Source organism: Paracoccus sp. T5 (genome assembly GCF_048538155.2).
GTDB lineage: Bacteria > Pseudomonadota > Alphaproteobacteria > Rhodobacterales > Rhodobacteraceae > Paracoccus.
On sequence record NZ_CM135809.1, the window covers coordinates 558,329 to 581,696 of the forward strand.

Genomic DNA, 23,368 nt, shown 5'->3' on the forward strand with positions numbered 1-23,368 from the left:
TTCGCAGCTACTCTTTGCGGGGTGCCGGAACTATTTCCAGATCATCCGCAAACTGCCCCCGGATGGGGCAATCTGAACACAGGTGACATGATGGCGATGATGGATACGAACCGCATCTCGACTGCTCCGGGACTGGGTACTCTAGTGGTGCGTCTGTTCTCGGCCGTCGCGTCCTTCTGGGATGCGCGCGTGACGCGCCGCGAGCTGAGCCGCCTGTCGGACCGCGAACTGGACGATATCGGCCTGTGCCGTGGCGACATCGATCAGGCGGCCCGCAGCTGAGACCGACTTGCCGGACCAACGAACGAACCCCCGAAAGCGTCATGCTCGCGGGGGTTTTTTCTTGTCTGCGGGGTGGATCGCCTCTGCCGCTCAGGCGCGGGTCATGACCAGGGTCGTCCAGTCGCCCAGGTCGTCGCGCCGATCCAGCGCGAAGCCGGCCGCCTGATAGGCCGCCACGACCTCCTCGGCCTGGGTGGTCAGGATCCCCGACATGATGATCCTGCCCGCAGGTGCCACATGGCGCGCCATGTCGGGGGACAGGTCGATCAGCGGCTGCTTGAGGATATTGGCCAGCACCAGATCATAGGGCGCCGCCTGTTCCAGCGTGGGATGCTCGAAGCCCGCCGCCTCGATGCAGACGACGCGCCCGTCGAGGCCATTGGCGATGACATTGGCGGCGGCCGTGTCGACCGCGATCGGGTCGATGTCGCTGGCCAGAACGGTCACGTGCCACAGCCGCGCCGCACCCATCGCCAGAACGGCGGTGCCGCAGCCGATATCGGCGATGCGGGTGGCGTCGAACCCCTCCTGCGCCAGCCGGTCCAGCGCCTCCAGGCAGCCCTTGGTGGTGTTGTGATGGCCGGTGCCAAAGGCCATGGCGGCCTCGATGCACAGGGCCTCGACGCCCTCGGGGACGGTGTCGGCATCGTGGCTGCCGTGGACGTAAAAGCGGCCCGCCCGCACCGGGGTCAGTTCACGGCGCACATGGGCCACCCAATCCACCTCGGGCAGTTCCGAGATGACGAAGGGCTGCGCATCATGGGCCGCGGCCAGCAGGGCCAGCGCGATCTCGTCCGGGCTTTCGGTGAAATAGGCGCCCACCTCCCACCGCTCGGACCCGTCCTCGATCTCGAAGATGCCGGTGCCGACGGGCTCGGGGGTCAGCTCCTCGCAGGCCTCGGCCAGCGCTTCGGCGGCCTCGCGGCCTTGCAGATGGGTCAGGGCGGTAAAGGTCGTCATCAGATCGGATCCGGATTGGGAATGCTGGCCTCTACCCCGGTGCCCTTGAGGCCGCAATAACCGTCAGGGTTCTTTTCCAGATATTGCTGATGCGCCTCGTGCGCGGGCCAGAACTGCGCGGCATCGACGATCTGGGTCGTCACCTTGGGAAAGCCCTGCACGGCCAGGCGGTTGTCATAGTTGATCTTGGAGGCTTCGGCCGCGCTGCGCTGGCTGTCGGTGAAGGTCATGATCAGGCTGCGATACTGGCTGCCGATGTCGTTGCCCTGCCCGTTTTCCTGGGTGGGGTCGTGGTTTTCCCAGAACAGCTTCAGCAGGTGGTCATAGCTGATCAGCGAGCTGTCATAGATGATCCGCACCACCTCGGCATGGCCGGTGTCGCCGCGCTTGACCTGGTCATAGGTCGGGCTCTGGACCTCGCCGCCGGCAAAGCCCACCTCGGTCAGCCAGACCCCATGCTCCTGCCAGAACAGGCGCTCGACTCCCCAATAGCAGCCCATGCCGAAGACTGCCTGATCGTAGCCGGCGGGTGGATTGGCCCCCAGGGGCCGGTGAAAGATCGCGTGTTCGGTCATCGAAAAGCCTCTTTTCCTGGTGTCCCCGCCAAACGCGGGACGGGTTGTGCCGGTTCACCCCCGCGGATGCGCCGCACGATAGACAGCCATCAGTTGGGCATCATCCACCCCGGTATAGACCTGCGTGGTGGACAGGCTGGCATGGCCCAGCAGCTCCTGGATGGTGCGCAGGTCGCCTCCGGCCGCCAGGAGATGGGTGGCAAAGCTGTGCCGCAGGGCATGGGGCGTGGCCGTCGCGGGCAGACCCAGGGCGGCGCGCGCCTTGCGCATCGAGCCGGCCACGCTGGCCGCGCCAAGCCGTCCGCCGCGCATGCCGCGAAACAGCGGCTGGTCGGGGGCCAGGACCCAAGGCGTCAGGCGCAGGTATTCCGCCACCGCCGCGCGTGCCACCGGCAGCACCGGCACCTGACGTTCGCGCCCGCCCTTGCCGCGGATGATCAGCCCTTCGGGGAAAGGCCAGTGGCGTCCGTCCAGCGCCAGCGCCTCGGAAATCCGCAGCCCGCACCCCCAGAGCAGCGTCAGCACGGCCATGTCGCGGGCGCCGACCCAAGGCGTTGCGTGCAGGGCGACCTCGGCCAGCGTGTCCTGGGCCTGGTCGGGCGTCAGCGGACGGGGCAGGGACCGGGCATAGCGCGGGCTGCGGGCCGACAGCGCGGCGGACAGGTCGTACCCCTCGCGGTCGGACAGCCAGCGCAGAAAGGACCGCACCGCCGACTGCCGCCGCGCCAGCGACCGGGCGCCCAGGCCACGCGCCCGTTCGGCGGCGGCAAAGGCGCGCATGTCGGTCTGCCGCAGGCCGGCCAGCGCGGCTGGCGTCGCGGCCTGGCCCCAATGGGCGCCGATGAAGTGCAGAAAGGCGATCAGGTCCGCCTGATAGGCGGTGATCGTGTGGTCGGCACGGTCCTTGACGGCCCCCTCGGTCTCCAGCCAGCGGGCCAAGGCGTCGCTGGTCGCAGGGGCCAGGGCCAGCGGCCGGTGCGTCATCGCGCCAGACGGTCCAGCAGGACCAGCCGGAAGACCTGCGCGAAGAACCGCAGAAGATCGGTGCCATGCGAGGGCTGGAAGCGGCCGGCATCGGCGCTCCCCATCAGCAGCATGGCGCGGGGCCGCGCGGCGCCCAGGTCAAGCGGCAGCAGCGCCTCGGAGGCCAGCGATCGACCGTGCATCGGCCGGGTGATCGCCGTGGCCGCGCGCAGCACGATGTCGTCGCCCCGCGGCGCGCGACGGCCGGCGGCCACGATGCGCTCGATCATGCCCTGCGGGAGAATCACGACATCCTCGGGCAGGGTGGCCATCGCGGGCTCGGTCTCGACCACCAGGCGCAGGGTCTCGATCCGCAGCAGGGGGGCGATGTCGGATTGCAGGGCGCCGATGAAATCCGACAGGTCGGCCGATTCCAGCAGGCCGATCACCGCGCGATGGACGATCGCCATGCCCGACTGGTTGTCATAGGCGGCGGCGATCACGCTTTCATGCGTCGCCTCCAGCCGATCCAACCGGCCTTCCAGCGCCTCCATCGCGCGGCCGCGGATGTCGATGACATTGGCCCCGGCCTCGGCCTCGCGCGCGGCGACCAGGGCACGCATCAGGTCGCGATCGGCCAGGATCGCGGCGGGGTCGGAGATCAGCCGTTCCCGGATCTCTGGTTCAAGCGCGTCGTTCATCCCCGTCCCCTGGTCCTTGCCGGTCACCCGATCTTCTGGCCGGTCTGCTTCCAGTCCGCATCAAACTGCGCCAGGCCCTTGTCGGTCAAGATGTGGTTCGCCATCGACTTGATGACCGACGGCGGCGCAGTGATCACGTCGGCGCCGATCTTGGCGGCATCGACGATGTGGTTCACCGTGCGGATCGAGGCGGCCAAGATCTGCGTCTCGAAGCCGTAGTTGTCATAGATCTCGCGGATGTCGGCGATCAGGTCCATCCCGTCCAGGTGGATGTCGTCCAGCCGGCCGATGAAGGGGCTGATGAAGGTCGCGCCCGCCTTGGCGGCCAGGATCGCCTGCGCGGCCGAGAAGCACAGCGTGACATTGACCATGTGGCCCTCGTCCGACAGCGCGCGGCAGGCCTTGAGACCGTCCCAGGTCAGCGGCACCTTGACGGTGATGTTGCCGGCGATCTGCGCCAGGTGCTTGCCCTCGCGGATCATGCCCTCGGCATCGGCGGCCACGACCTCGGCCGAAACGGGACCCGCCACCAGTTCGCAGATCTCGCGCGTGACCTCGGCGATGTCGCGCCCGGCCTTCAGGATCAGCGAGGGGTTGGTGGTGACCCCGTCGACCATGCCCAGGTCGTTCAGTTCGCGGATGGCGGCAATATCGGCGGTATCGACAAAGAACTTCATGGTCCGGCTCCTCTGGTACGCTTTGGGTGGGTCATACTTCAGATGGCTCCGCGCGGGAAGGCCGAACCGGTCCCGCCGCACGGCCGGGGCTTGCAACCGGCGGCGCGGCCCGTCTTTATCGCGGCCCATGAGCCAAGCCTTTTTCCCGCCCCGCGCCCGGATCGCGGTCCTGACCTGCGAGCCGGTGGGCGTGCTGGATTACCTGGCGCCCGACACCGGGGTGCGGCAGGGACAGCTGGTGCTGGTGCCGCTGGGGCCGCGCCGGGTGCTGGGCCTTGTCTGGGGCGAGGGGACCGGCGATTTCGACTTGGCACGGCTGCGCCCGGTCGCGCGGGTGCTGGATGCGGAACCCTTTTCGGCAGGCTTCCTGGATTTCCTGACGCGGGCGGCGGAATACACGCTGACGCCGCTGCCCCTGATGCTGCGCATGGCCACGCGCGCGCCCGATATCGACCAGCCGCCCGCCGCGCGCCGCATCATCGTCCCGGGCTCGGGGCAGGTGGGCCGCCAGACCGAGGCGCGCGCCCGTGTCATGCAGGTGGTGGCCGATCACGGCGGCGCCAGCTTTGCCGCCTCGGAACTGGCGCAGCTGGCGGGGGTCGGCACCTCGGTCGTCAAGGGGCTGGTGGGCATGGGCGCCCTGGCCGAGATCGAGGCGCCGCGCGACCTGCCCTATCCGCGGCTGGATCCCACCCTTCCGGGCAAGCCCTTGGCCCCCGACCAGCAGGCGGCGGCCGACAGCCTGCGCGGCGCCATCAGGTCCGGCAGCTATGGCACCACGCTGCTGCGCGGCGTCACCGGCTCGGGCAAGACCGAGGTCTATCTGGAAGCCGTGGCCGAATGCCTGGCGCAGGGGCGGCAGGCGCTGGTCCTGCTGCCCGAGATCGCGCTCTCGGCCGAGTTCCTGGACCGGGTCGAGGCGCGGTTCGGCGCCCGCCCCGGCGAATGGCACAGCGGCATCACCCGGACCGAGCGGCGGCGCCTGTGGCACATGGCCGGCCGAGGCGAGGTCGGGCTGGTCGTCGGCGCGCGGTCGGCGCTGTTCCTGCCCTTCCACGACCTGGGCCTGATCGTCGTCGATGAGGAGCATGACAGCAGCTACAAGCAGGAGGACGTGGTCTATTACAGCGCCCGCGACATGGCGGTGCTGCGCGCCTCGATCAGCCGGTCGCAGGTGGTGCTGGCCTCGGCCACGCCGTCCTTGGAAAGCTGGGTGAACGCGGCGGCGGGCAAGTACCGGCGGCTGGACCTGCGGTCCCGCTATGGCGAGGCCGAACTGCCGCAGATGGCCGCGATCGACCTGCGGGCAGAGGCGATGGAGGCGGGGCGCTGGATTTCGCCCACGCTGGCGCAGGCGGTCACCGACCGCCTGGCCAAGGGCGAGCAATCGCTGATCTTCCTGAACCGGCGCGGCTTTGCCCCCGTCACCGTCTGCCGCGCCTGCGGCGAGCAGATCGGCTGCCACCAATGCGACGCGCGCATGGTCGAACACCGCTTCCAGAACCGCCTCGTCTGCCACCAATGCGGCGAAACGCGGCCCATTCCCACGGCCTGCCCCAGTTGCGGGGTGGAGGGAAAGCTGGCCCCCATCGGCCCCGGCGTCGAACGCATCGCCGAGGAGGTCGCGGCCCGTTTTCCCGAAGCCAAGGCGACCGTGCTGTCATCCGACCTGTTCCATTCGGCGCGCGCGCTGAAGGAGACCATCGCCGAGATCGCCGACGGCGACACCGACATCATCATCGGCACGCAGATCGTCGCCAAGGGCCACAACTTCCGCCGCCTGACGCTGGTGGGGGTCGTGGATGCGGACCTGGGCCTGCAGGGCGCGGACCTGCGGGCGGCGGAGCGCAGCTTTCAGTTGATGCGCCAAGTGGCCGGGCGGGCGGGGCGCATCAGCGGGGCGGCGCCGGGCGTCGCCCTGCTGCAGACGCACCAGCCGGACCACCCGGTGATCCGCGCGATCCTGACGGGGCAGGACGAGGCTTTCTGGGACGCCGAGGCGCAGGGGCGGCAGGCTGCCGGGATGCCGCCGTTCGGCCGCCTGGCCGGGATCATCCTGTCGCATCCCGACTTGGGCGTGGTCGCCGATTTCGCCCGGCACCTGGCGGGGCTGGCGCAACCCCTTGCCGAGGTCGGGGCCGAACTATGGGGACCCGCCCCCGCGCCCATTGCGCGGGTCAGGGGCCGGCACCGGATGCGGATGCTGATCCGCGCACCGCGCCAGGCGCCGCTGCAGGCGGCCATCGCCGACTGGCTGTCGGGCATCAAGCTGCCCACGAACCTGCGCCTGTCGGTGGACATCGACCCGCAGAGCTTTCTGTGACAGGGGCCCGCGCCTAGTTCCTCAGCACGATGCAGCGCCCGCCAAGCCGCTGGAAGCGGGCGCAGAAGGTCGCGGCCTCGTTGCGGGACTGATAGCCGACCTGCGCAGTGTAGACCGCGCGCGGCATGCCGTTCAGCCGCTTGCGCACGTATCCGACGCGCGCGCCGCCATCCAGGATCGGCCGCAGCGTGCGGTTCAGGCGGGCCACCTGCTGCGCGGCCCCCGCCTGGCTGGGATGGCTGGCCACGATCACCCCCCAGGGCATGACCGGGGGCTGGGTGTTGAACTCGCGCAGCTTGCGGTCGCCGGCCATCTTCTCGCAGGATTTCCGAAAGGGCATGTCGGGGACCAAAGCCAGCCTGAGGTCGGATGGTGCGGGCGGGTTGTCGCGCCAGCGATGGGCGCTGAAGCCGGTGATCGATTCGACGTAATCCACCGTCTCATAGGGCAGGGTCGTCTGCTGGGCGACAAAGCGCGCGGCGCGGTTCTCGCCGCCGTTATAGGCAACCGCCGCCAGGCCGATATTGCCGAAACGCTGGCTCAGCTGGCTCAGGTACCAGGCCGCCTTGCCGATGGCCTGGGCCGGGTTGAAGGGGTCGTCCAGCCAGTAGAGGTCGGCCGTTCCCGGCATGAACTGCGCAATGCCAAGCGCCCCGGCGGGGCTGACGGCAGAGGGCTCGAACCGGCTCTCCTTCCACAGCAGGCGGGCCAGGAAGGCGGGGTCCAGCCCCTGTTCGCTGGCATTTCGCTCGATCAGCTTGCAGACATCGGCGGCATAGCTGTCCTTGCGGATGCAGTCGCGCCCGTCATCGCTGCAGCGCAGATCCTCGGTCACCCGGGGCGGTGCCCGCCCGTCCAGCGCATCAACGGCTGGACGCGCCGATGCGCCGGTCGCGGCAGGCGCCAGCAGCGCGGCGCCCAGGGCAAGACGGAGGAAAAGCTGGAACATGAGGGTCATCAGGTCTTTCGCCGGCGGGGCAGGATCAGGCCGGCCCGCGCCGGGTCACTTGGATGTCTTGGCGGGATCGGACTTGGCGGACTTGGCGCCTGCGCCCTTTGCCGCCTTGCCCTTGCCCCCCGTCTTCTTGCCATCGCCCTTTAACTTGGCAGCCTTGGGCGTCTCAGCTGTTCCCGCAGCCTTCCTGGCGGCCTTGCGCTCCGCCTTTTCGGCAGCCTTCTGGGCTTCCTTGGCGGCCTTCTTCGCGGCCTTCCGGTCGGCCTTGGCGGCTTCGCTCTCGGCCTCCTTCAGCACCTTCTTCGCCGCCTTGCGCGCGACCTTATCGGCCTCCTTGCGGGCCTTCCGCAAGATCTGGGCCGTGCTGGCCTCGGCCGGGACGGAGGTGGGAACCGGCGGCAGGTCCTCGGCCGGGGCCTCGACCTCGGCGGCAGGGGCCGGTGCGGTGGCGCGCCGCTTGGGGATGCGATGCGGCTCGGTGCGCAGGTCCGTCTTGCGGGCCTCGGCCGACTTGCGGCCCGCGGGCTTGCGCGACACGGTCGCCCGCTTGCGCTTGGTGGCCGTCTTGACCGCGGCGGGCGCGATGGCCGCCACCGTGGAAGCGGTCGGCGCGGTGGCCTGGATGGCGGAGGCGGCCTCGCGCCGGGCCGGCAGGCCGCGTTTGCGCCGCTCCGCCTCCACGCGGCGGATGCCGGCGGTCATCATGCGGGCCGGCTCATCATTGGCGTCCGCGCCGGCCTTGGCCTCGTCACGCGCTCTGCGCAACTGCTCCAGCAGGTCATAAAGGGCCGGGTCGTCCAGGCGGGCCAGTGCCGGATGGCGGCTTTGCTCGCTGAGGCTCAGCTGGTCCTTGTTCAGCATTTCCTGCTCGCGCTTGACGTGATTGGGCATCGCGGGGCCTTCGGATCAAGGGGTTGGATGTGTCAGGACATTGCGCACAGAACGCGGGATTTGCAATTGGAAAGGCCCGGCATGCGCCGGGCCTGTCTCATCATCATCCGCCTGCGGGACCGGGTCGCCGGATCACCAGCTTGGCACGGCGCTTTCCACGGGCGAGACAAAGCCCGCATCTGCGGTGGCGAAGGGATCGGTCACGGCGGTCGTGTCCATCGCCATCGGCTCCGGCGCTGCGGTCGGCATGGCAGTCGGGGTCGCCATCATCGCGGCATAGGGATCCACCGCCGGTTGCGCCGGCGCCAGGGCCGTGGCCTGAACCGGGGCGGCGGCAGGATCGATGACGGGCTGGGCCTGGACGGCCGGGACGACGTAACCCTCGGGGGTTTCCATCATCGGGCCTTCCATCCGGACGCTTTCAGCCTCGGAGCGCACGACGACCTCGGTCCCGTTCGGCACCGCCTCGAAAAGGTCGATCACGTCCTGGTTGAACAGGCGGATACAGCCGGCCGAGGTCGCCTTGCCGATGGACGAGGGGTCCATCGTGCCGTGGATGCGGTAATAGGTGTCGGTGTTGCCCTGATAGAGATAGAGCGCGCGCGAGCCGAGCGGGTTGTGCATGCCGCCCGACAGGCCGCCGGCGAACTGGCCGTAAAGCTCGGGCTCGGTCTTCAGCATGTTGTCGGTCGGGCGCCAGCTGGGCCAGGCCGCCTTGCGGGCGATCGTGGCGCGTCCCTCGAAGCCCTTGCCGGCACGGCCGACGGCAACGCCATAGCGCATCGCCTGGCCACCGGGCTGGACGTGGTACAGCACGCGCGCATAGGGATCGACCACGATCGTGCCCGGAGTTTCGGTGCCGTTGTAAGGAACGGTCTGGCGGCGGTTGCGGTCGATCAGATAAGCGGCGCGGATGGCGGGGATCTGGATGACGTCGCCGTTGGGGCCGCGGTCGACGCGGGACTGGTAGATCTCGGGGATCGACACCGGCTGCTGCGGCGCAGGGGCCGCTGCTTCCTGGGAGGGACCACAAGCCGCCAGCCCCAAGGCCAGCGCCGTAAAGAGAAAAGCGAGGCGCATTGTTGAATGTTCCTTGTTCATCGTCGGTCCCGCCGGCAGAGACAGGGCCGAGGCAGCATCAAATTTCTATCGCGACAACGGCGGTGCCATCATGCGCGATTCGCATAGCGTTCCATGGGCCCGACCATGCAGTCGCGTCAAGCCCGGCGGGGCGATCGTGACCCCCATGGCGCGTCGCAACCCAAACTATGTGGCCGCGCCGCGTCAGCCCCATCAAGTTTGCACTGCAGCGGAACAACTTGCCGTGTGGTTTGGTTTCCGGAACGCGCGCAGGTTGCCGCAACATTCCAGGGAATCATTCAAGATGAACATCATCGTCGCACTGATCATCGGTGCCATCGCCGGCTGGCTGGCCGGCCTTCTGGTCAGGGGCCGCGGGCAGGGCCTGCTGGTCAATATCGTCGTGGGCATCGTGGGGGCGCTGATTGCTTCGTTCCTGTTCCCGGCGGTCGGCTTCGGCGCGGCGGGTTCGGTGCTGGGCGCGATCGTCCACGCGACCTTGGGCGCGGTGATCCTGCTGCTTGTCCTGCGCCTGGTTCAGCGGGCAGGGTGACGCGATAGACCTTTCCCGGACCGGGCGGCCCCCGGGGTCGCCCGCCAGAACGAGCAGCACGACGTGACCAGCCCGAACCCGCCAGATGATGCCTTGGCCCGCGCCCGTCCGCGCGGCGCGCTTGCCCCCTTTGGCTATCGCGATTTCCGGCTGCTGTGGTCGGCCACGCTGATCTCGAACTTCGGGGGGCTGATCCAGGCGGTGGGCGCCGCCTGGCTGATGACGCAGCTGACCGAAAGCGCCACGCTGATCGCGCTGGTGCAGGCGTCGAACACGCTGCCGGTGATGCTGCTGGCCATTGCCTCGGGCGCCTTGGCCGACATCTTTGACCGCAAGACGCTGCTGATGACGGCGCTGATCTTCATGGCAACCGTGTCGGTCGCGCTGGCCGTCGTCGCCTGGAACGGCTGGCTGACGCCTTGGCTGCTGCTGGCCTTCACCTTTTTGCTGGGGGCGGGGCAGGCGGTCTACAACCCGCCCTGGCAGGCCAGCATGGGCGACCTTGTGGCCCGTCAGGACCTGCCGGCGGCGGTCAGCCTGAACTCGGTCGGCTTCAACCTGATGCGCAGCGTCGGCCCGGCGGCCGGCGGCTTCATCGTGGCGGCCTTTGGCGCGGCGGCGGCATTCGCAGTGAACGCGGTCAGCTATCTGCCCCTGCTGGGCGCGATGGCCCGGTGGACGCCCAGCCTGGCCCCGCGCGTGACCACGCCCGAGCCCTTCCTGGCGGCGATGGGGGCGGGGCTGCGCTATGTCGCGCTGTCGCCGAACCTGATGCGGGTGATGCTGCGCGGCGCGCTGTTCGGATTTGCCGCCATCGCGGTGCTGGCCCTGCTGCCGCTGGTCGCCAAAAGCCACCCCGAGGGAGGGTCGCTGCTGTTCGGGGGCCTGCTGGGCTGCTACGGCATCGGCGCGATCGCAGGGGCGCTGCTGAACCCGCGGATCCGGGCGCGGCTGGACAATGAACATGTCGTCCGGATGGCCTTCGGGGGTTTTGCGGTGGCGGCGCTGCTGCTGGGGCTGACGGAATCCGTCTGGCTGCATGCGCTGGCGATGCTGCCGGCGGGGGCATCTTGGGTGCTGGCGCTGTCGCTGTTCAACGTGACGGTCCAGCTGTCCACGCCGCGTTGGGTCGTCGCCCGGGCGCTGGCGCTGTACCAGACCGCGACCTTCGGCGGCATGGCGGCGGGAGCCTGGCTCTGGGGTGCGGTGGCGGGGGCCCAGGGGCTGGACGTGGCGCTGATCAGTGCGGGTGGCATCCTGGTCTTTGGCGGCGTGATCGGCCTCTGGCTGCGGGCGCCGGAATTCGGGACCGTCGATCTGGACCCCGTGAACCGCTTTCGCGAACCCGCGCTGCGGCTGGACCTGCGCGGGCGCTCCGGCCCGATCATGGTGATGGTCGACTACAGCATCGACCATGACGATGTGGCCGAGTTCCTGCGCCTGATGCGTCAGCGGCGCAATATCCGCAGGCGGGACGGTGCCCGCAACTGGGCGCTGCTGCGCGACCTGGAACATCCCGACCGCTGGAGCGAAAGCTATCACATCGCAACCTGGGACGAATATGTCCGCCACAACCTGCGCCGCACCAAGTCGGACGCCGAGGTGACCGTCGCATTGCGGGCCCTGCACCGCGGTGAGGGCGATCCCGTCGTCCACCGCATGATCGAACGCCACAGCGTCGGTCCCCAGGACGACGTCCCCCTGGTCGGCAAGCTGGAGATCCCCTGAACCCTCCCTCCGCGCCGCGGCAAGACGGGCTTTGCGCCCATGGCCCAGCTGCGGTAAACCCGCCCTCAAGACACCATGAGGGCAGAGGCGATGAGATCGGCAACTCGGACAGCGACGGCTGTGGGCGCGGTGGCGCTGGCACTGATGGGCATGACGGCGACCGCGGGCGCGCAGGTCGTCACCAAGCAATACGATGACGGCGGCGTCTACGAGGGCACCTTCCGCAACGGCGTGCAGCACGGCCAGGGCAGTTATGTCCTGCCCAACGGCTATCGCTACGAGGGCGATTGGGTCGAAGGCCAGATCATGGGCCAGGGTCGCGCGCAGTTCCCCAACGGCTCGGTCTACGAAGGGCAGTTCGCGCGCGGCAAGCCTGACGGCCGGGGCAAGATCACCTATGCCGACGGCGGCACCTACGAGGGCAGCTGGGTCGGGGGCGAGATCAGCGGCGAGGGCGTGGCCAATTATGCCAACGGCTCGGTCTATACCGGCCAGTTCGACAAGGGCCTGCACCAGGGGCGCGGGGTGCTGACCCAGCCCAACGGCTATCGCTATGACGGCGAATGGAACGCGGGCGTCAAGGAAGGGCAGGGAAAGATCACCTATCCCGACGGCGCGGTCTATGAGGGCGGAATGCTGGCGGGCCAACGGGCCGGGCGCGGCAAGCTGGTGATGGCGGACGGGCTGACCTATGACGGGATCTGGGCGGCCGGCGAGATGTCGGGCAGCGGTACCCTGGTCCAGCCGACCGGCGACCGCTACGAGGGCCAGATGGAGGGCGGCCGCCGCCAGGGCAAGGGCATCGCCACCTATGCCAATGGCGATGTCTATGACGGCGAATTCGCCAATGACCGCCGGCACGGGCAGGGCACCTTCACGGGCACGGACGGCTATGTCTATGTGGGCGAATGGGTCGAGGGCCGGATGGAGGGCCGCGGCCAGATCACCTATCCCGACGGCTCGGTCTATCTGGGCCAGATGCGCGCCGACCGCCCCGACGGGACCGGCAAGATCACCTATGCCGACGGCTCGACCTATGAGGGCCAGTGGGTCGAGGGCGTGATCGAGGGCGACGGCAAGGCCACCTATGCCAATGGCATGGTCTACGAGGGCAGCTTTCGCAATGCCCGGAACGACGGGCAGGGGCGGATGTCCTATCCTGACGGCTATGTCTATTCCGGTGCCTGGAAGGACGGCCAGCGCCATGGCGACGGGCAGGCCACCTATCCCGACGGGACTGTCTATACCGGCGCCTTCGTCAACGGGCTGCGCGAGGGGCAGGGGCGCCTGACCACGCCGGACGGCTTTATCTACGAAGGCGGGTGGAAGGGCGGCGAGATCGACGGCCAGGGCGTCGCCACCTATGCCAATGGCGACCGCTACGAAGGCAATTTCGCGCAAGGCAAGCGGCAGGGGCAGGGCGTCATGCGCTATGCCACCGGTCAGGTCGCCGCGGGCGAATGGCAGGACAACCGCCTGATCGAGGCCGACCCGACCGCAGCCGAACCCCCCGCCGATGCCGAAACGCCGCAGATGCCGGACGAAAACCAGGCCCAGCAGCCATGACGGGCGAACCGGTCTTTCGCCGCGCCGTCGCCGCCGACCTTCCCGCGCTGGTGGCGATGCTGGCCGACGACCCCCTTGGGGCCGGGCGCGAGGGGGGCGACGACAGCCACTATCATCGGGCCTTCGCCGCCATCGATGCCGACCCGAACCAGTTTTTGTGCACGGTGGAACTGGACGGACGCATCGCCGGGACGCTGCAACTGACCTTCATCGCCGGGCTGTCGCGCGGCGGGGCGCGGCGCGGCCAGATCGAGGCGGTTCGGGTGGCGCGCGAGGGGCGGGGCAGGGGGCTGGGCCGGGCGATGATGGAGTGGGCGATCCAGCGCTGTCGGGACGAAGGTTGCGCGATGGTGCAGCTGACCACCGACCGCTCGCGCACGGATGCCCACCGTTTCTACGAGCGGCTCGGCTTTGCCAATTCCCATCTGGGGTACAAGATGGTGCTGGACCGGCCCTAGTTCTTGCCCTCCTCGCCGAATAGCCCGCGCAGGCCGCGGCTGACCAGGCTGCCGACGCGCGGACGGGGCTGGGACAGGAAGGGCAGCGGGCGGCAGACCTCCATCGCGGCGATGCCGACGCGGGCGGTCAGGGCGCCGTTGACCAGGCCTTCGCCGAACCGGCGCGACAGCTTGGCCAGGACACCGCCGCCCGCGACGGTGTGGATCAGGTCATCGCCTGCCGCGACCGCGCCGGTGGCGATCAGATGGGTCATCACCGTGCGCGCCAGGCGCCAGCCCCCGATCGCCCCGGCCCGCCCGCCATAGATCTCGGCCATGCGGCGGATCATGCGCAGGTTCGCGGCCAGCGCCGCCGCGACATCCGCAAAGGCCAGGGGCACCAGCGCGGTGGTCGCGGCGACAGTGCGGGCCGCGGCCTCGATCTCGCGCCGGGCCTGCTGGTCCAGGCCCGCCAGCATCTCGGTTTCGGCCAAGGTCAGCAGGGTCTGGGCGTCAAAGGTCTCGCCCCGCCGCTCGGACAGGCGCTGACGCTGCCATTCCAGTTCGGGACGGCCGGCATAAAGGCTGACCAACTGATCGGTCACCGACTTGGCCGCGTCGAAGTCCTGGCCCGCCAATGCCGCACCGGCCGCGCGTTGGATCCGGTCGATCCGCCCCAGCCGCCGCCAGGCGCGCCATTCGCGCAGCGCCATGCCAAGCGCCGCCAGCGTAAACAGTGCAAAAAGGATCACCGCGATCCAGCCCAGCAGCGGATAGGTGGTCAGCAGCCGGTTGATGAAATCCAGCGCCGCCACGCCCAGAAGAAAGGTGAACAGCGCCACGCCCGCGTTCAGGAACAGCCGGGTCAGCCGCGAGGGGCGCCGCCCGACCAGCCGGGTCACCATCTCCATCGTGCGGGGCCGGGGCAGGGGCGCCTCCAGCGGATCGATGGCCGGGGCGTCGGCGGGGTTCGGGATCTCTTCGCTCAGGGTCCGGGCCTGGGGACCGCGCGGGGCGGCCGGGGCGTCGGGCTCCAGCTCCAGCAGGACCGGGCGGCGGGGCCGCTTGGGCGGCGGGTTCACGGGGTCGGTCACAGGCGGTCTCCGATCAGGAATTCCGCCACCCGGTCCAGCCGGATATGCGGCGGCCCGTCCCCCGGACGGGTGGTCAGGGGGGCGGGCGCAAAGTTCATGATGGCATAATCGCTGTCCAGCCAGGCCTCGGCCCCCTGCCGGGCGGGATGCAGCAGCGCGGAAGGGTCCGCCGGCAGCTCGCCCGGATAGAAGGCCGCCTGCCGCCCTTCCAGCAGCCGGCCCCGCACGGCAGGCAGTTCCTCGTCGTCCTGGCGGATCATGTCCTCAGTCGTGGCGCGCAGGGCGGCGATGGACATGGCCTCGGTCCGGGCGCCCTGGAAATCCGCCCGGTCGCGCGCCTCGCGCAGCATGGCCGACAGGATCGCGGTCAGGCGGTTGTGCTGGATGTGATGCAGGTGATCGGCCTTGGTGGCGGCGAACAGGATGCGCTCGACCCGCCGCGACCCCAGAAGCTGCGCCAGCCAGCCTGCGCGGCCGGGGCGAAAGGCCGACAGCACGTCGGCCATGGCGCGGCGCATGTCATCGACCGCGCGGGGGCCCTGGTGGATCGCCCCCAGCACATCCACCAGCACGACCTGCCGGTCGATCCGGGCAAAGTGGTCGCGAAAGAACGGCCGGACGATGCGCGACTTGTAGGCGTCGAAGCGGCGGCGGAATTCCCGGCCCAGCCTGCCATCCTGAAGCGCGGCCGGCAGCGGCGCGAAGGTCAGCGCCGGAGAGCCCGCAAGTTCGCCCGGGATCAGAAAGCGGCCTGGCGTGCAGTCGGACCAGCCGGCGGCGCGGGCCGCGTTCAGGTGGGCGGTGTAAAGGTCGGCCAGGTCCTGCGCGCGGGGCTCGGAAAAGGCCGCATCCGGATCCTCGGCCGCAAGGGCCGCCAGGAAGCGATCGGCGCCGGGGCGGCCGTCGATCCGCTCCAGCACCTCGGCCGACCACTGGGCAAAGTCGCGCTCCATCAGGCGCAGGTCCAGCAGCCATTCGCCCGGATAGTCGACAATATCCAGATGCAGGTTGCGCGGCCCCCGCAGCCCGCCGAACAGGCCGCCGCCCTCCAGCCGCAGCGACAGGCGCAGCTGGCTGACATGGCGCGTCCCGTCGGGCCAGTGCGGCTCGGGCCCGGTCAGGGCGGCCAAATGGCGTTCAAAGTCGAAGCGGGGGATCGTGTCATCGGGCTGGGGTTGCAGCCAGACCGCCTTCAGCCGACCGTCGGCGGCAGCGCGCAGGGCCTGCATCCGCCCGCGTTCCAGAAGGTTCGCCACCAGCGAGGTGATGAACACCGTCTTGCCCGCCCGCGACAGTCCGGTGACCCCGATCCGCACCACCGGGTCGGTCAGGCCCAGACCCTCCATCACGTCGCTGCCGATGCCCATGCCTGTTCCTGCTGCCTGTGTCGCGTCACCTAACGCCGCGTCGGGAAGATAGGTCCGCAGGACGGGGATGTGTAGCGGGCGAATGGCACTGCCCCGCAGGGATTGCGATTGTGCTGGACCGGCGCGGGACGCTATCACCCGGCCATGTCCGACGCCCTGCCCATCGAGGATGTTCTTCCGGACCTGTGCACGGCGCTGGACCGGCACGGGCGGGCGGTGCTGGTCGCGCCGCCCGGTGCGGGCAAGACGACCCGCGTGCCGCTGGCGCTGCTGGACCGGATCGACGGGCGCATCCTGATGCTGGAGCCGCGCCGCCTGGCCGCGCGTGCCGCGGCCGAGCGGATGGCCCAGATGCTGTCGGAACCCTTGGGCCAGCGCGTCGGATACCGCGTGCGGGGCGAGTCCGTTCCGGGCCGACGCATTGAGGTCGTGACCGAGGGCATCCTGACGCGGATGATCCAGTCCGACCCCGCGCTGGAGGGTGTCGGCTGCGTCATCTTCGACGAATTTCACGAGCGCAGCCTGAACGCGGATCTGGGCCTGGCCTTGGTCTGGGAGGCGCGGGGTGCGCTGCGCGAGGATCTGGCCGTGCTGGTCATGTCGGCCACGCTGGACGCGGGGCCGGTGGCGGCGCTGCTGGGGGATGCGCCCGTCGTGACCTCGGACGGGCGGGCCTTTCCGGTCGAAACGCGCTGGCTGGACCGACCGCTGCCTGCGGGCATGCGGCTGGTCGACGAGGCCGCCCGCCTGATCCTGCGCGCCGAGGCCGAGACGCGCGGGACCGGCGGTTCCATCCTGGTGTTTCTGCCGGGCGAGGGCGAGATCCGGCGCGTGATGTCGGCCCTGGGCGGCAGCGACTGTGAGCTGCTGCCGCTTTATGGAGCCTTGGACGCGGCGGCGCAGCGGGCGGCGCTGGCGGTGCCGGGGCCGCGGCGGCGGATCGTGCTGGCGACGGCGATCGCCGAAACCTCGCTGACGATCCCCGGGGTGCGGGTGGTCGTGGATGCGGGGCGGGCGCGGCGGGCGCGGTTCGATCCGGGCAGCGGCATGTCGCGGCTGGTGACCGAGCGCGTCAGCCGGGCCGAGGCCGACCAGCGACGGGGCCGCGCCGGACGGGTGGCACCGGGCATCTGCTATCGCATGTGGGCACGGGCCGAGGAAGGGGCGCTGCCGGCCTTTGCCCCGCCCGAGATCGCCGTGGCCGACTTGGCCGGCCTGGCGCTGGAACTGGCGGTCTGGGGCGCCGAGCCGGGCAACCTGGCCTTTCTGACGCCGCCCCCCGAGGGCGGGCTGGCCGAGGCGCGGGCCCTGCTGAGGTCGCTGGAGGCGCTGGACGGGGCAGGGCGCATCACCGCACATGGCCGCGACCTGGCGCGCCTGCCGCTGCATCCCCGGCTGGCGCATATGCTGATCCGCGCGGGGGCGGGCGCGGCGGACCTGGCGGCGCTGCTGTCGGACCGGGACCCCCTGCGCGGTGCCGGCACCGATCTGGCGCTGCGGCTGGAGGCCCTGCGCGATCCGCGCGGCTTTGGCGCGCGCCATGCCTTTGAAATGAACCGGCAGGCAGTCGAACGCATCCGACAGGAAGCGCGGCGGCTGCGGCGTCTGGTCGCCTCCCGCGGCGATCGGGGGGATCCCGCCCGACTCTCCCACGGGTCTTCGGGCGCGGGTGGGATGTCGGCGGGCGAGATGATCTCTCTGGCCTATCCCGACCGGATCGGGCTGCGTCGCAAGGGCGACGACGCGCGCTTTGTCCTCTCGGGCGGCAAGGGCGCGGTGATGGACAATGCCGATCCCCTGGCGGTCCAGCGCCTGATCGTGGCGGTGGACCTGGACGGAGACCAGCGCGAGGCGCGCATCCGCATGGCGGCGCGGCTGGACGAAACCTCGCTTCGTGACCTGCACGGGGCGCGGATCGAGACGGTGCGGCTGTGCGAGTGGTCGCGGCGCGAGGGCCGGGTGATGGCGCGCCAGCAGGAGCGGCTGGACGCACTGGTCCTGTCGGACAACCCCTGGCCCGATGCCCCCCCTGATGCCATCGCGCGGGCGGCGCTGGAAGGGCTGCGTCTTGACGGGCTGCGCTGGACCCCGGCTGCGGCCCGCCTGCGCGCCCGGATGGCGCTGATGGCGGGGGAAGGCGCCCTTGATGATGCGGCGCTGCTGGAGGACGGGGACTGGCTGCTGCCCTGGCTGGGGCGGGTGCGGACGCTGGCCGATCTGCGGGGCCTGGACCTGGTCGAGCCGCTGAAGGCGCGGCTGGGCTGGCAGGGTCAGCAGCGGCTGGACCAGGAGGTGCCGGCGCATTTCGTGACCCCACTTGGGCGCCGCGTGCCGATCGATTATGGCGAGGCCGACCCGTCGATCGAACTGCGCCTGCAGGAGCTGTTCGGCGTGACGCGCCACCCGGTCGTGGGCGGCCGGCCGCTGCGGATCGCGCTGCTGTCGCCGGGGGGCAAGCCTGTGCAGGTGACGATGGACCTGCCGGGGTTCTGGGCCAGTTCCTATGCCGATGTCAGGAAGGACATGCGCGGGCGCTATCCGCGCCACCCCTGGCCCGAGGACCCGACCCAGGCCGATCCGACCACCCGCGCCAAGCCGCGCGGCACCTGAGGGCGCTAGTCGATGCTGCGGATCAGCTTCCGCTCCAGCACCCTCAGCACCTGTTCCAGGTCATGGCCACGCTTGAGGATGCGGCCGTCCATGGCGATCACGGCATAGGCGCCCTGGGCGCTGCGCAGGCGCGGCCGCTTTTCGATGCGGTAAAGCGGCTGTTCGGCCGCGCGGCGGAAGACGCTGAAGATGGCGGCTTCGCGCAGAAAGGACATGCCGTAATCACGCCATTCCCCGGCCGCGACAAAGCGGCCATAGGTCGACAGGATCAGCGCAAGTTCCTTGCGGTCGAAGACGACGCGGTCCGGGTCGGCCTGGAACGGCGGGCTTGCATTCATCATGACGGAATGGTGACACCGCCGCTCCGGCAAGGCAATGCGAAAGCGGCGGGGCCGGTCAGTAGCAGCTGACCTTGTCGATCCGGCCGTTGGGGCCGTATTCGATGTTCAGCCGCTCGGGGCGGAAATCGGCCGTAACCATGTCGTCGGGGCCGATCACGCGGGTGTTCAGCGGGAAATTCATCTGCGTCAGCACGTCGCGCGGCTGGCCGATGAGGCCCTTGAAGCCGGTGGCGCCGCATTCGTCGGTGGGAATGGCGGGTTCGGCGGGCTGGACCGGGGCCGGCACCGGCTCGCAGGCGGCCAGAAGGCCCGAGGCGGTGAGGGCGGCAAGGATGGCAAGGTGGCGCATGAGCTTTATCCGCAATCTATGTTGGTGATGATGCCGGCGGGGTCAAGACGGAAGACGATCCGCTGGGGATTGTATTCCTGCGGCTCGATCCCGCGATATTCGACGACCCGGTAGGCCTTCGAGATGCCGAGGCCGGGGATGGTGCTGCCGGGCTGGCCCTTGGCGCTGGCGAACTTGCTGGCGCCGCAGAGGTCGGGCTTGCGCTCCTCCAGTCCGGTGATGCCGTTGGCGGCGACCGGCGCGGGTTCCAAAGCCACGGGAAAGGGCGCGGGGACGGCAGGAGAGGGGCTGGGCGCATAGGCGGGCGCGGGCATGGGATAGGCCGGGGCCGGGACGCCCGCCGGGGCATAACCCGGCGCCGCGGGATAGGCCGTGACCGGCGCGACGGTCGGGACCATCGGCATGTCCAGGGGCGCCGCCGGCGGCATGCGGTTGGGCGATGACGCGCAGCCCGCCGCCACGATTCCGCAAAGGGCCAGAAGCCCGGCCCGTGCAACGCAACTTGTCCCGATCATCGCTGTCTCACCCCTGCCGGCCCTGTTCGGACCTTGTCCTTTGGAGGCAGCATAGGTTCTGCGCAACGCCTTGAAAAGCCGCCCTGCGGATCACGTTTCCATCATCGCAGGAATGCCACAGCCGGCGCCCGGTCAGGCCGCCTGGCGGGCATAGGCATTGAGGAACAGGATCGCGGTCGAGCTGCCCACCTGCGCGATCCGGGCCTTGTCGGGAATGCGTTCGGACAGCAGCGCGCAGGGCTGCAGCTGGCCGCTGATCAGGGCCATCAGCTGCTGTGCCGACTGGCCTGCGTCATGGGGCATGATCTCGGACCGGGCGATCCAGATCTCGATCAGTTCGGCCAGTGGGCGGATGACGTTTTCCAGGACCGCGCCCGCATAGGAGGCGGCGATCTCGGGGAAACGCGTGGCCTCGGCCACGACGATGCGATGCAGGCTCAGCTGCGGCTCGGAGACCAGCCAGGCGGCAAGGGCGGTCAGCACCGTGGGCAGCGCCGTGGCCGGGGGCGCGGCATGATCGGCCTGAACCACCGCCTCGCGAAAGCCCTGGTCCAAGGCCGCGCGCAGCACCTCCTGGAACATCAGCCGCTTGTCGGGAAAATAGCTGTAGAGGGTGGCCTTGGAGACATTGGCGGCACGCGCGATCTCATCGACACTGGCCGCGGCATATCCCTCCCGCATGAAGACTGCGGAAGCCCCGTCGCGAACCTGTTCAAACTTTCGGCCGCGGGTGATTTCCGGATGCTCATTCATGCCTGTCCCAAGATCCATCGTTACTACTTCTTCCCTGACAAGTCCGCCGAACGGCCGAGGGTTTCCAAAGTATTGCGAGGATTCTCAGAAGATTGAAGGGCCGGAAAGCTGGCAGTGACCAAGGAATAGAATTTCGTGCTACTTTTTAGTGCGATAACAAGTCTGCCTAGAAAACAGGCTGTGGCGGAATGGCATCATTTGGCCTAGCCTGAACCCCGGACATCTGCCTTGGCATCAGGAGATTTCAGCAATGACCCTCAGAAAGACCTCGTTCCGCGACTCGGTTGAGCGCATGTTCACCCATGCGGCCAGCCTGATGGAGCTGTCGCCCGGGCTGGAGGAGAAGATCCGGGTCTGCAACTCGACCTATACGGTCCGGTTCGGGGTGCGCCTGCGCGGCCAGATCCACACCTTCACCGGCTACCGCTCGGTGCATTCGGAACATATGGAGCCGGTCAAGGGCGGCATCCGCTATTCGCTGGACGTGAACCAGGACGAGGTCGAGGCGCTGGCGGCGTTGATGACCTTCAAATGCGCCCTGGTCGAGGTGCCCTTCGGCGGATCGAAGGGGGGCCTTCGCATCGACCCGCGCGCCTGGAACGAGGACGAGCTGGAGCGGATCACCCGTCGTTTCACCTATGAGCTGTCGCGCCGCAACCTGATCTCTCCGTCCCAGAACGTGCCCGCCCCCGACATGGGCACCGGCGAACGCGAGATGGCCTGGATGGCCGATGCCTACAAGCGGCTGCATCCCGACGACATCAACGCCAAGGCCTGCGTCACCGGCAAGCCGCGCACCGCGGGCGGCATCGACGGCCGGGTCGAGGCGACCGGCCGGGGCGTGCAGTTCGCCCTGCGCGAATTCTTCCGCCATGACGACGTGATGATGCGCGCCGGGCTGTCGGGCACGCTGGCGGGCAAGCGCGTGGTCGTGCAGGGCCTGGGCAATGTGGGCTATCACGCAGCCCAGTTCCTGTCGGCCGAGGATCATGCGCTGGTCACCTGCGTGATCGAGCGCGACGGTGTCATCCGCAACCCGCAGGGCATCAACATCGACGCGCTGCGCGGCCATATCCGCGCAACGGGCGGGGTCAGGGGCTTTGTCGGCGGCGACTTCTCGGAGGACGGGCTGCGCGCGCTGGAGGATGAGTGCGACATCCTGGTCCCCGCCGCGATCGAAAGCGTCATCGACGAGGAAAACGCCGGCCGCATCAACTGCAAGCTGATCATCGAGGCCGCCAACGGCCCGGTGACCGCGGATGCCGACGAGATCCTGCGCGAGAAGGGCATCGTGATCATTCCCGACATGTATGCCAACGCGGGCGGCGTCACGGTCTCCTATTTCGAATGGGTCAAGAACCTGTCGCAGATCAGCCTGGGCCGGCTGGAGCGCCGCCACGAAGAGGCGCGGGCGCGGATGCTGGTCGAGGAGCTGGAACGGATCTCGGCGGATACGGGCACCAATTTCGAACTGGCGCACGGCTTCAAGGAGGCCTTCCTGCATGGCGCGGACGAACTGGATCTGGTCCGGTCCGGCCTGGATGACACGATGCGCGAATCCTTCAAGAAGATGAAGGAGGTCTGGATGAGCAATCCGAAGGTCGGCGACATGCGCACCGCCGCCTATGTTGTGGCGATCCGGCGCATCTCGAACGTCTACAACTCCCTGGGGCTCTGAGCGTCCTCAGGGCCGGGGGGCGGCGGCGCGGCGCAGGCGGTCGTTGATCGCCGCGCCCAGCCCCCGGTCGGGGATCGGCGCGACCGAGATCGGCCGCCCCAAGGCATCGGCGCGGCGCAGCAAGTCGAAAAGGCGCGCCGCCGCCTGCGCCAGGTCGCCGCTGTCGGACAGGCTGAAGGGACCGGGCCGGCCAAAGTCCAGATGCGTCTCGTGCGCCTCGGGCGTGGCGGCGTTCAGGCGCAGATGCGACCGGGGCGCATAGTGGCTGGTCAACTGGCCCGGCGCGCTTGGCGCCGACGGATCGCCCTCGTGCCGCGCCAGGGGCTGACCCAGAACCGCCTCGATCGTTTCGGCGGCCAGACCGCCGGGGCGCAGCAGGGTGGCGCGACCGCCGGGCCAGCCGATGATGGTCGATTCGACGCCCACCGGGCAGGGACCGTCGTCCAGGACTGCGGCGATGCGCCCGTCGAGACCACCGTCCGGGTCCAGCACATGGTCGGCCGAGGTCGGGCTGATCCGCCCGGAGGCATTGGCCGAAGGCGCGGCCAGCGGTCGCCCCAAGGCGCGCATCAGCGCACGGGCGGTGGGCTGGTCCGGCACGCGCAGGCCGATGGTGGCAAGCCCCGCCGTCACCAGCGAGGCGATGCCCGCATCCTCGCGCAGCGGCAGGACCAGGGTCAGCGGTCCCGGCCAGAACCGTTCAGCCAGCAGGCGCGCGGGGTCGGGGAACCGGGCGATCGCCTCGGCCGCGGCCAGATCGGGAACGTGGACGATCAGCGGATTGAAGCTGGGCCGGCCCTTCGCCTGATAGATGCGGGCCACCGCCTCGCCGTTCCGGGCGTCGGCCGCCAAGCCGTAGACGGTCTCGGTCGGGATGGCCACGGCGGCGCCCTGCGCCAGCAGGGCCGCGGCACGGGCCAGTCCGTCGGCATCGGGGAACAGGCGGAGGGTCTTCATCCGTGACGCGGGG

23 protein-coding genes are annotated in these 23,368 nt (G+C 69.7%); 8 read left to right on the forward strand and 15 right to left on the reverse strand.

Annotated elements, in window-relative coordinates; genetic code table 11:
* The first annotated feature begins 90 nt into the window (after positions 1-90).
* Positions 91-282 (forward strand): DUF1127 domain-containing protein, encoded by a 192-nt coding sequence (locus tag ACNR9W_RS02815; RefSeq protein WP_419269145.1) that lies wholly within the window; start codon positions 91-93, stop codon positions 280-282.
* Positions 283-372: 90 nt separating this feature from the next.
* On the opposite strand, the gene ACNR9W_RS02820 is transcribed toward ACNR9W_RS02815, so the two are convergent.
* Genes ACNR9W_RS02820 through fsa form a run of 5 tightly spaced genes read right to left on the reverse strand, consistent with a single transcriptional unit; the run spans position 373 to position 4,158 of the window.
* Positions 373-1,242, reverse strand: a complete 870-nt coding sequence (locus ACNR9W_RS02820; protein WP_419269144.1) for a 50S ribosomal protein L11 methyltransferase — start codon at positions 1,240-1,242, stop codon at positions 373-375.
* Positions 1,242-1,817, reverse strand: coding sequence for a peptide-methionine (S)-S-oxide reductase MsrA (gene msrA, locus ACNR9W_RS02825; RefSeq protein ID WP_419269143.1), 576 nt, complete (start codon positions 1,815-1,817; stop codon positions 1,242-1,244). The genes ACNR9W_RS02820 and msrA overlap by 1 nt, the downstream gene beginning before the upstream one ends.
* A gap of 54 nt (positions 1,818-1,871) precedes the next feature.
* A complete protein-coding gene (locus tag ACNR9W_RS02830; RefSeq protein ID WP_419269142.1) occupies positions 1,872-2,801 on the reverse strand; it encodes a tyrosine recombinase XerC in 930 nt (309 codons plus the stop codon).
* Positions 2,798-3,481, reverse strand: a complete 684-nt coding sequence (locus tag ACNR9W_RS02835) for a DUF484 family protein (protein WP_419269141.1) — start codon at positions 3,479-3,481, stop codon at positions 2,798-2,800. The genes ACNR9W_RS02830 and ACNR9W_RS02835 overlap by 4 nt, the downstream gene beginning before the upstream one ends.
* Before the next feature lie 23 nt (positions 3,482-3,504).
* Positions 3,505-4,158, reverse strand: a complete 654-nt coding sequence (fsa, locus tag ACNR9W_RS02840; protein WP_419269140.1) for a fructose-6-phosphate aldolase — start codon at positions 4,156-4,158, stop codon at positions 3,505-3,507.
* A 127-nt stretch (positions 4,159-4,285) separates the two neighbouring features.
* Between fsa and ACNR9W_RS02845 the strand changes: the two genes are divergently transcribed.
* A complete protein-coding gene (locus ACNR9W_RS02845; protein ID WP_419269139.1) occupies positions 4,286-6,481 on the forward strand; it encodes a primosomal protein N' in 2,196 nt (731 codons plus the stop codon).
* A 13-nt stretch (positions 6,482-6,494) separates the two neighbouring features.
* Here the strand turns inward: ACNR9W_RS02845 and ACNR9W_RS02850 are convergent, their stop codons facing one another.
* The 3 genes from ACNR9W_RS02850 to ACNR9W_RS02860 all read right to left on the reverse strand — a co-directional run bounded on the left by ACNR9W_RS02850 (position 6,495) and on the right by ACNR9W_RS02860 (position 9,407).
* On the reverse strand, positions 6,495-7,430 hold the full coding sequence (locus ACNR9W_RS02850) for a lytic transglycosylase domain-containing protein (RefSeq protein ID WP_419269138.1): 936 nt from the start codon (positions 7,428-7,430) through the stop codon (positions 6,495-6,497).
* 54 nt (positions 7,431-7,484) lie between these two features.
* Positions 7,485-8,327 carry a hypothetical protein gene (locus ACNR9W_RS02855; RefSeq protein WP_419269137.1) on the reverse strand — a complete coding sequence of 281 codons (843 nt, stop codon included), beginning with the start codon at positions 8,325-8,327 and terminating at the stop codon, positions 7,485-7,487.
* Between the two features lie 132 nt (positions 8,328-8,459).
* On the reverse strand, positions 8,460-9,407 hold the full coding sequence (locus ACNR9W_RS02860) for a L,D-transpeptidase (protein ID WP_419269136.1): 948 nt from the start codon (positions 9,405-9,407) through the stop codon (positions 8,460-8,462).
* Positions 9,408-9,711: 304 nt separating this feature from the next.
* Between ACNR9W_RS02860 and ACNR9W_RS02865 the strand changes: the two genes are divergently transcribed.
* The 4 genes from ACNR9W_RS02865 to ACNR9W_RS02880 all read left to right on the forward strand — a co-directional run bounded on the left by ACNR9W_RS02865 (position 9,712) and on the right by ACNR9W_RS02880 (position 13,712).
* Positions 9,712-9,960, forward strand: coding sequence for a GlsB/YeaQ/YmgE family stress response membrane protein (locus ACNR9W_RS02865; RefSeq protein WP_419269135.1), 249 nt, complete (start codon positions 9,712-9,714; stop codon positions 9,958-9,960).
* Positions 9,961-10,023: 63 nt separating this feature from the next.
* Positions 10,024-11,688 carry an MFS transporter gene (locus ACNR9W_RS02870; RefSeq protein ID WP_419269134.1) on the forward strand — a complete coding sequence of 555 codons (1,665 nt, stop codon included), beginning with the start codon at positions 10,024-10,026 and terminating at the stop codon, positions 11,686-11,688.
* A 90-nt stretch (positions 11,689-11,778) separates the two neighbouring features.
* Complete coding sequence (locus ACNR9W_RS02875) at positions 11,779-13,254, forward strand: MORN repeat-containing protein (protein WP_419269133.1); 1,476 nt, start codon at positions 11,779-11,781, stop codon at positions 13,252-13,254.
* Positions 13,251-13,712 (forward strand): GNAT family N-acetyltransferase, encoded by a 462-nt coding sequence (locus tag ACNR9W_RS02880; RefSeq protein WP_419269131.1) that lies wholly within the window; start codon positions 13,251-13,253, stop codon positions 13,710-13,712. The genes ACNR9W_RS02875 and ACNR9W_RS02880 overlap by 4 nt, the downstream gene beginning before the upstream one ends.
* Here the strand turns inward: ACNR9W_RS02880 and ACNR9W_RS02885 are convergent.
* Positions 13,709-14,785, reverse strand: coding sequence for a YcjF family protein (locus ACNR9W_RS02885; protein WP_419269130.1), 1,077 nt, complete (start codon positions 14,783-14,785; stop codon positions 13,709-13,711). The two genes, ACNR9W_RS02880 and ACNR9W_RS02885, sit on opposite strands and share 4 nt — an antisense overlap.
* Positions 14,782-16,152: a YcjX family GTP-binding protein gene (locus tag ACNR9W_RS02890; RefSeq protein WP_419269129.1), complete on the reverse strand. Its 1,371-nt coding sequence runs from the start codon at positions 16,150-16,152 to the stop codon at positions 14,782-14,784. The genes ACNR9W_RS02885 and ACNR9W_RS02890 overlap by 4 nt, the downstream gene beginning before the upstream one ends.
* Positions 16,153-16,296: 144 nt before the next feature.
* Between ACNR9W_RS02890 and hrpB the strand changes: the two genes are divergently transcribed.
* Positions 16,297-18,762 carry an ATP-dependent helicase HrpB gene (gene hrpB / locus ACNR9W_RS02895; protein ID WP_458478608.1) on the forward strand — a complete coding sequence of 822 codons (2,466 nt, stop codon included), beginning with the start codon at positions 16,297-16,299 and terminating at the stop codon, positions 18,760-18,762.
* Positions 18,763-18,767: 5 nt separating this feature from the next.
* Here the strand turns inward: hrpB and ACNR9W_RS02900 are convergent, their stop codons facing one another.
* The 4 genes from ACNR9W_RS02900 to ACNR9W_RS02915 all read right to left on the reverse strand — a co-directional run bounded on the left by ACNR9W_RS02900 (position 18,768) and on the right by ACNR9W_RS02915 (position 20,648).
* Complete coding sequence (locus ACNR9W_RS02900) at positions 18,768-19,100, reverse strand: DUF2794 domain-containing protein (RefSeq protein WP_419269409.1); 333 nt, start codon at positions 19,098-19,100, stop codon at positions 18,768-18,770.
* A gap of 58 nt (positions 19,101-19,158) precedes the next feature.
* On the reverse strand, positions 19,159-19,452 hold the full coding sequence (locus ACNR9W_RS02905; protein ID WP_419269126.1) for an I78 family peptidase inhibitor: 294 nt from the start codon (positions 19,450-19,452) through the stop codon (positions 19,159-19,161).
* Positions 19,453-19,457: 5 nt separating this feature from the next.
* Positions 19,458-19,967, reverse strand: a complete 510-nt coding sequence (locus tag ACNR9W_RS02910; protein WP_419269125.1) for a hypothetical protein — start codon at positions 19,965-19,967, stop codon at positions 19,458-19,460.
* A gap of 132 nt (positions 19,968-20,099) precedes the next feature.
* Positions 20,100-20,648, reverse strand: a complete 549-nt coding sequence (locus tag ACNR9W_RS02915) for a TetR/AcrR family transcriptional regulator (RefSeq protein WP_419269124.1) — start codon at positions 20,646-20,648, stop codon at positions 20,100-20,102.
* Positions 20,649-20,970: 322 nt separating this feature from the next.
* On the opposite strand from ACNR9W_RS02915, the gene ACNR9W_RS02920 reads away from it, so the two are divergent.
* Positions 20,971-22,398: a Glu/Leu/Phe/Val family dehydrogenase gene (locus ACNR9W_RS02920; protein ID WP_419269123.1), complete on the forward strand. Its 1,428-nt coding sequence runs from the start codon at positions 20,971-20,973 to the stop codon at positions 22,396-22,398.
* 6 nt (positions 22,399-22,404) lie between these two features.
* Here the strand turns inward: ACNR9W_RS02920 and ACNR9W_RS02925 are convergent, their stop codons facing one another.
* Positions 22,405-23,355 carry an L-threonylcarbamoyladenylate synthase gene (locus ACNR9W_RS02925; protein WP_419269122.1) on the reverse strand — a complete coding sequence of 317 codons (951 nt, stop codon included), beginning with the start codon at positions 23,353-23,355 and terminating at the stop codon, positions 22,405-22,407.
* Positions 23,356-23,368: the final 13 nt, after the last annotated feature.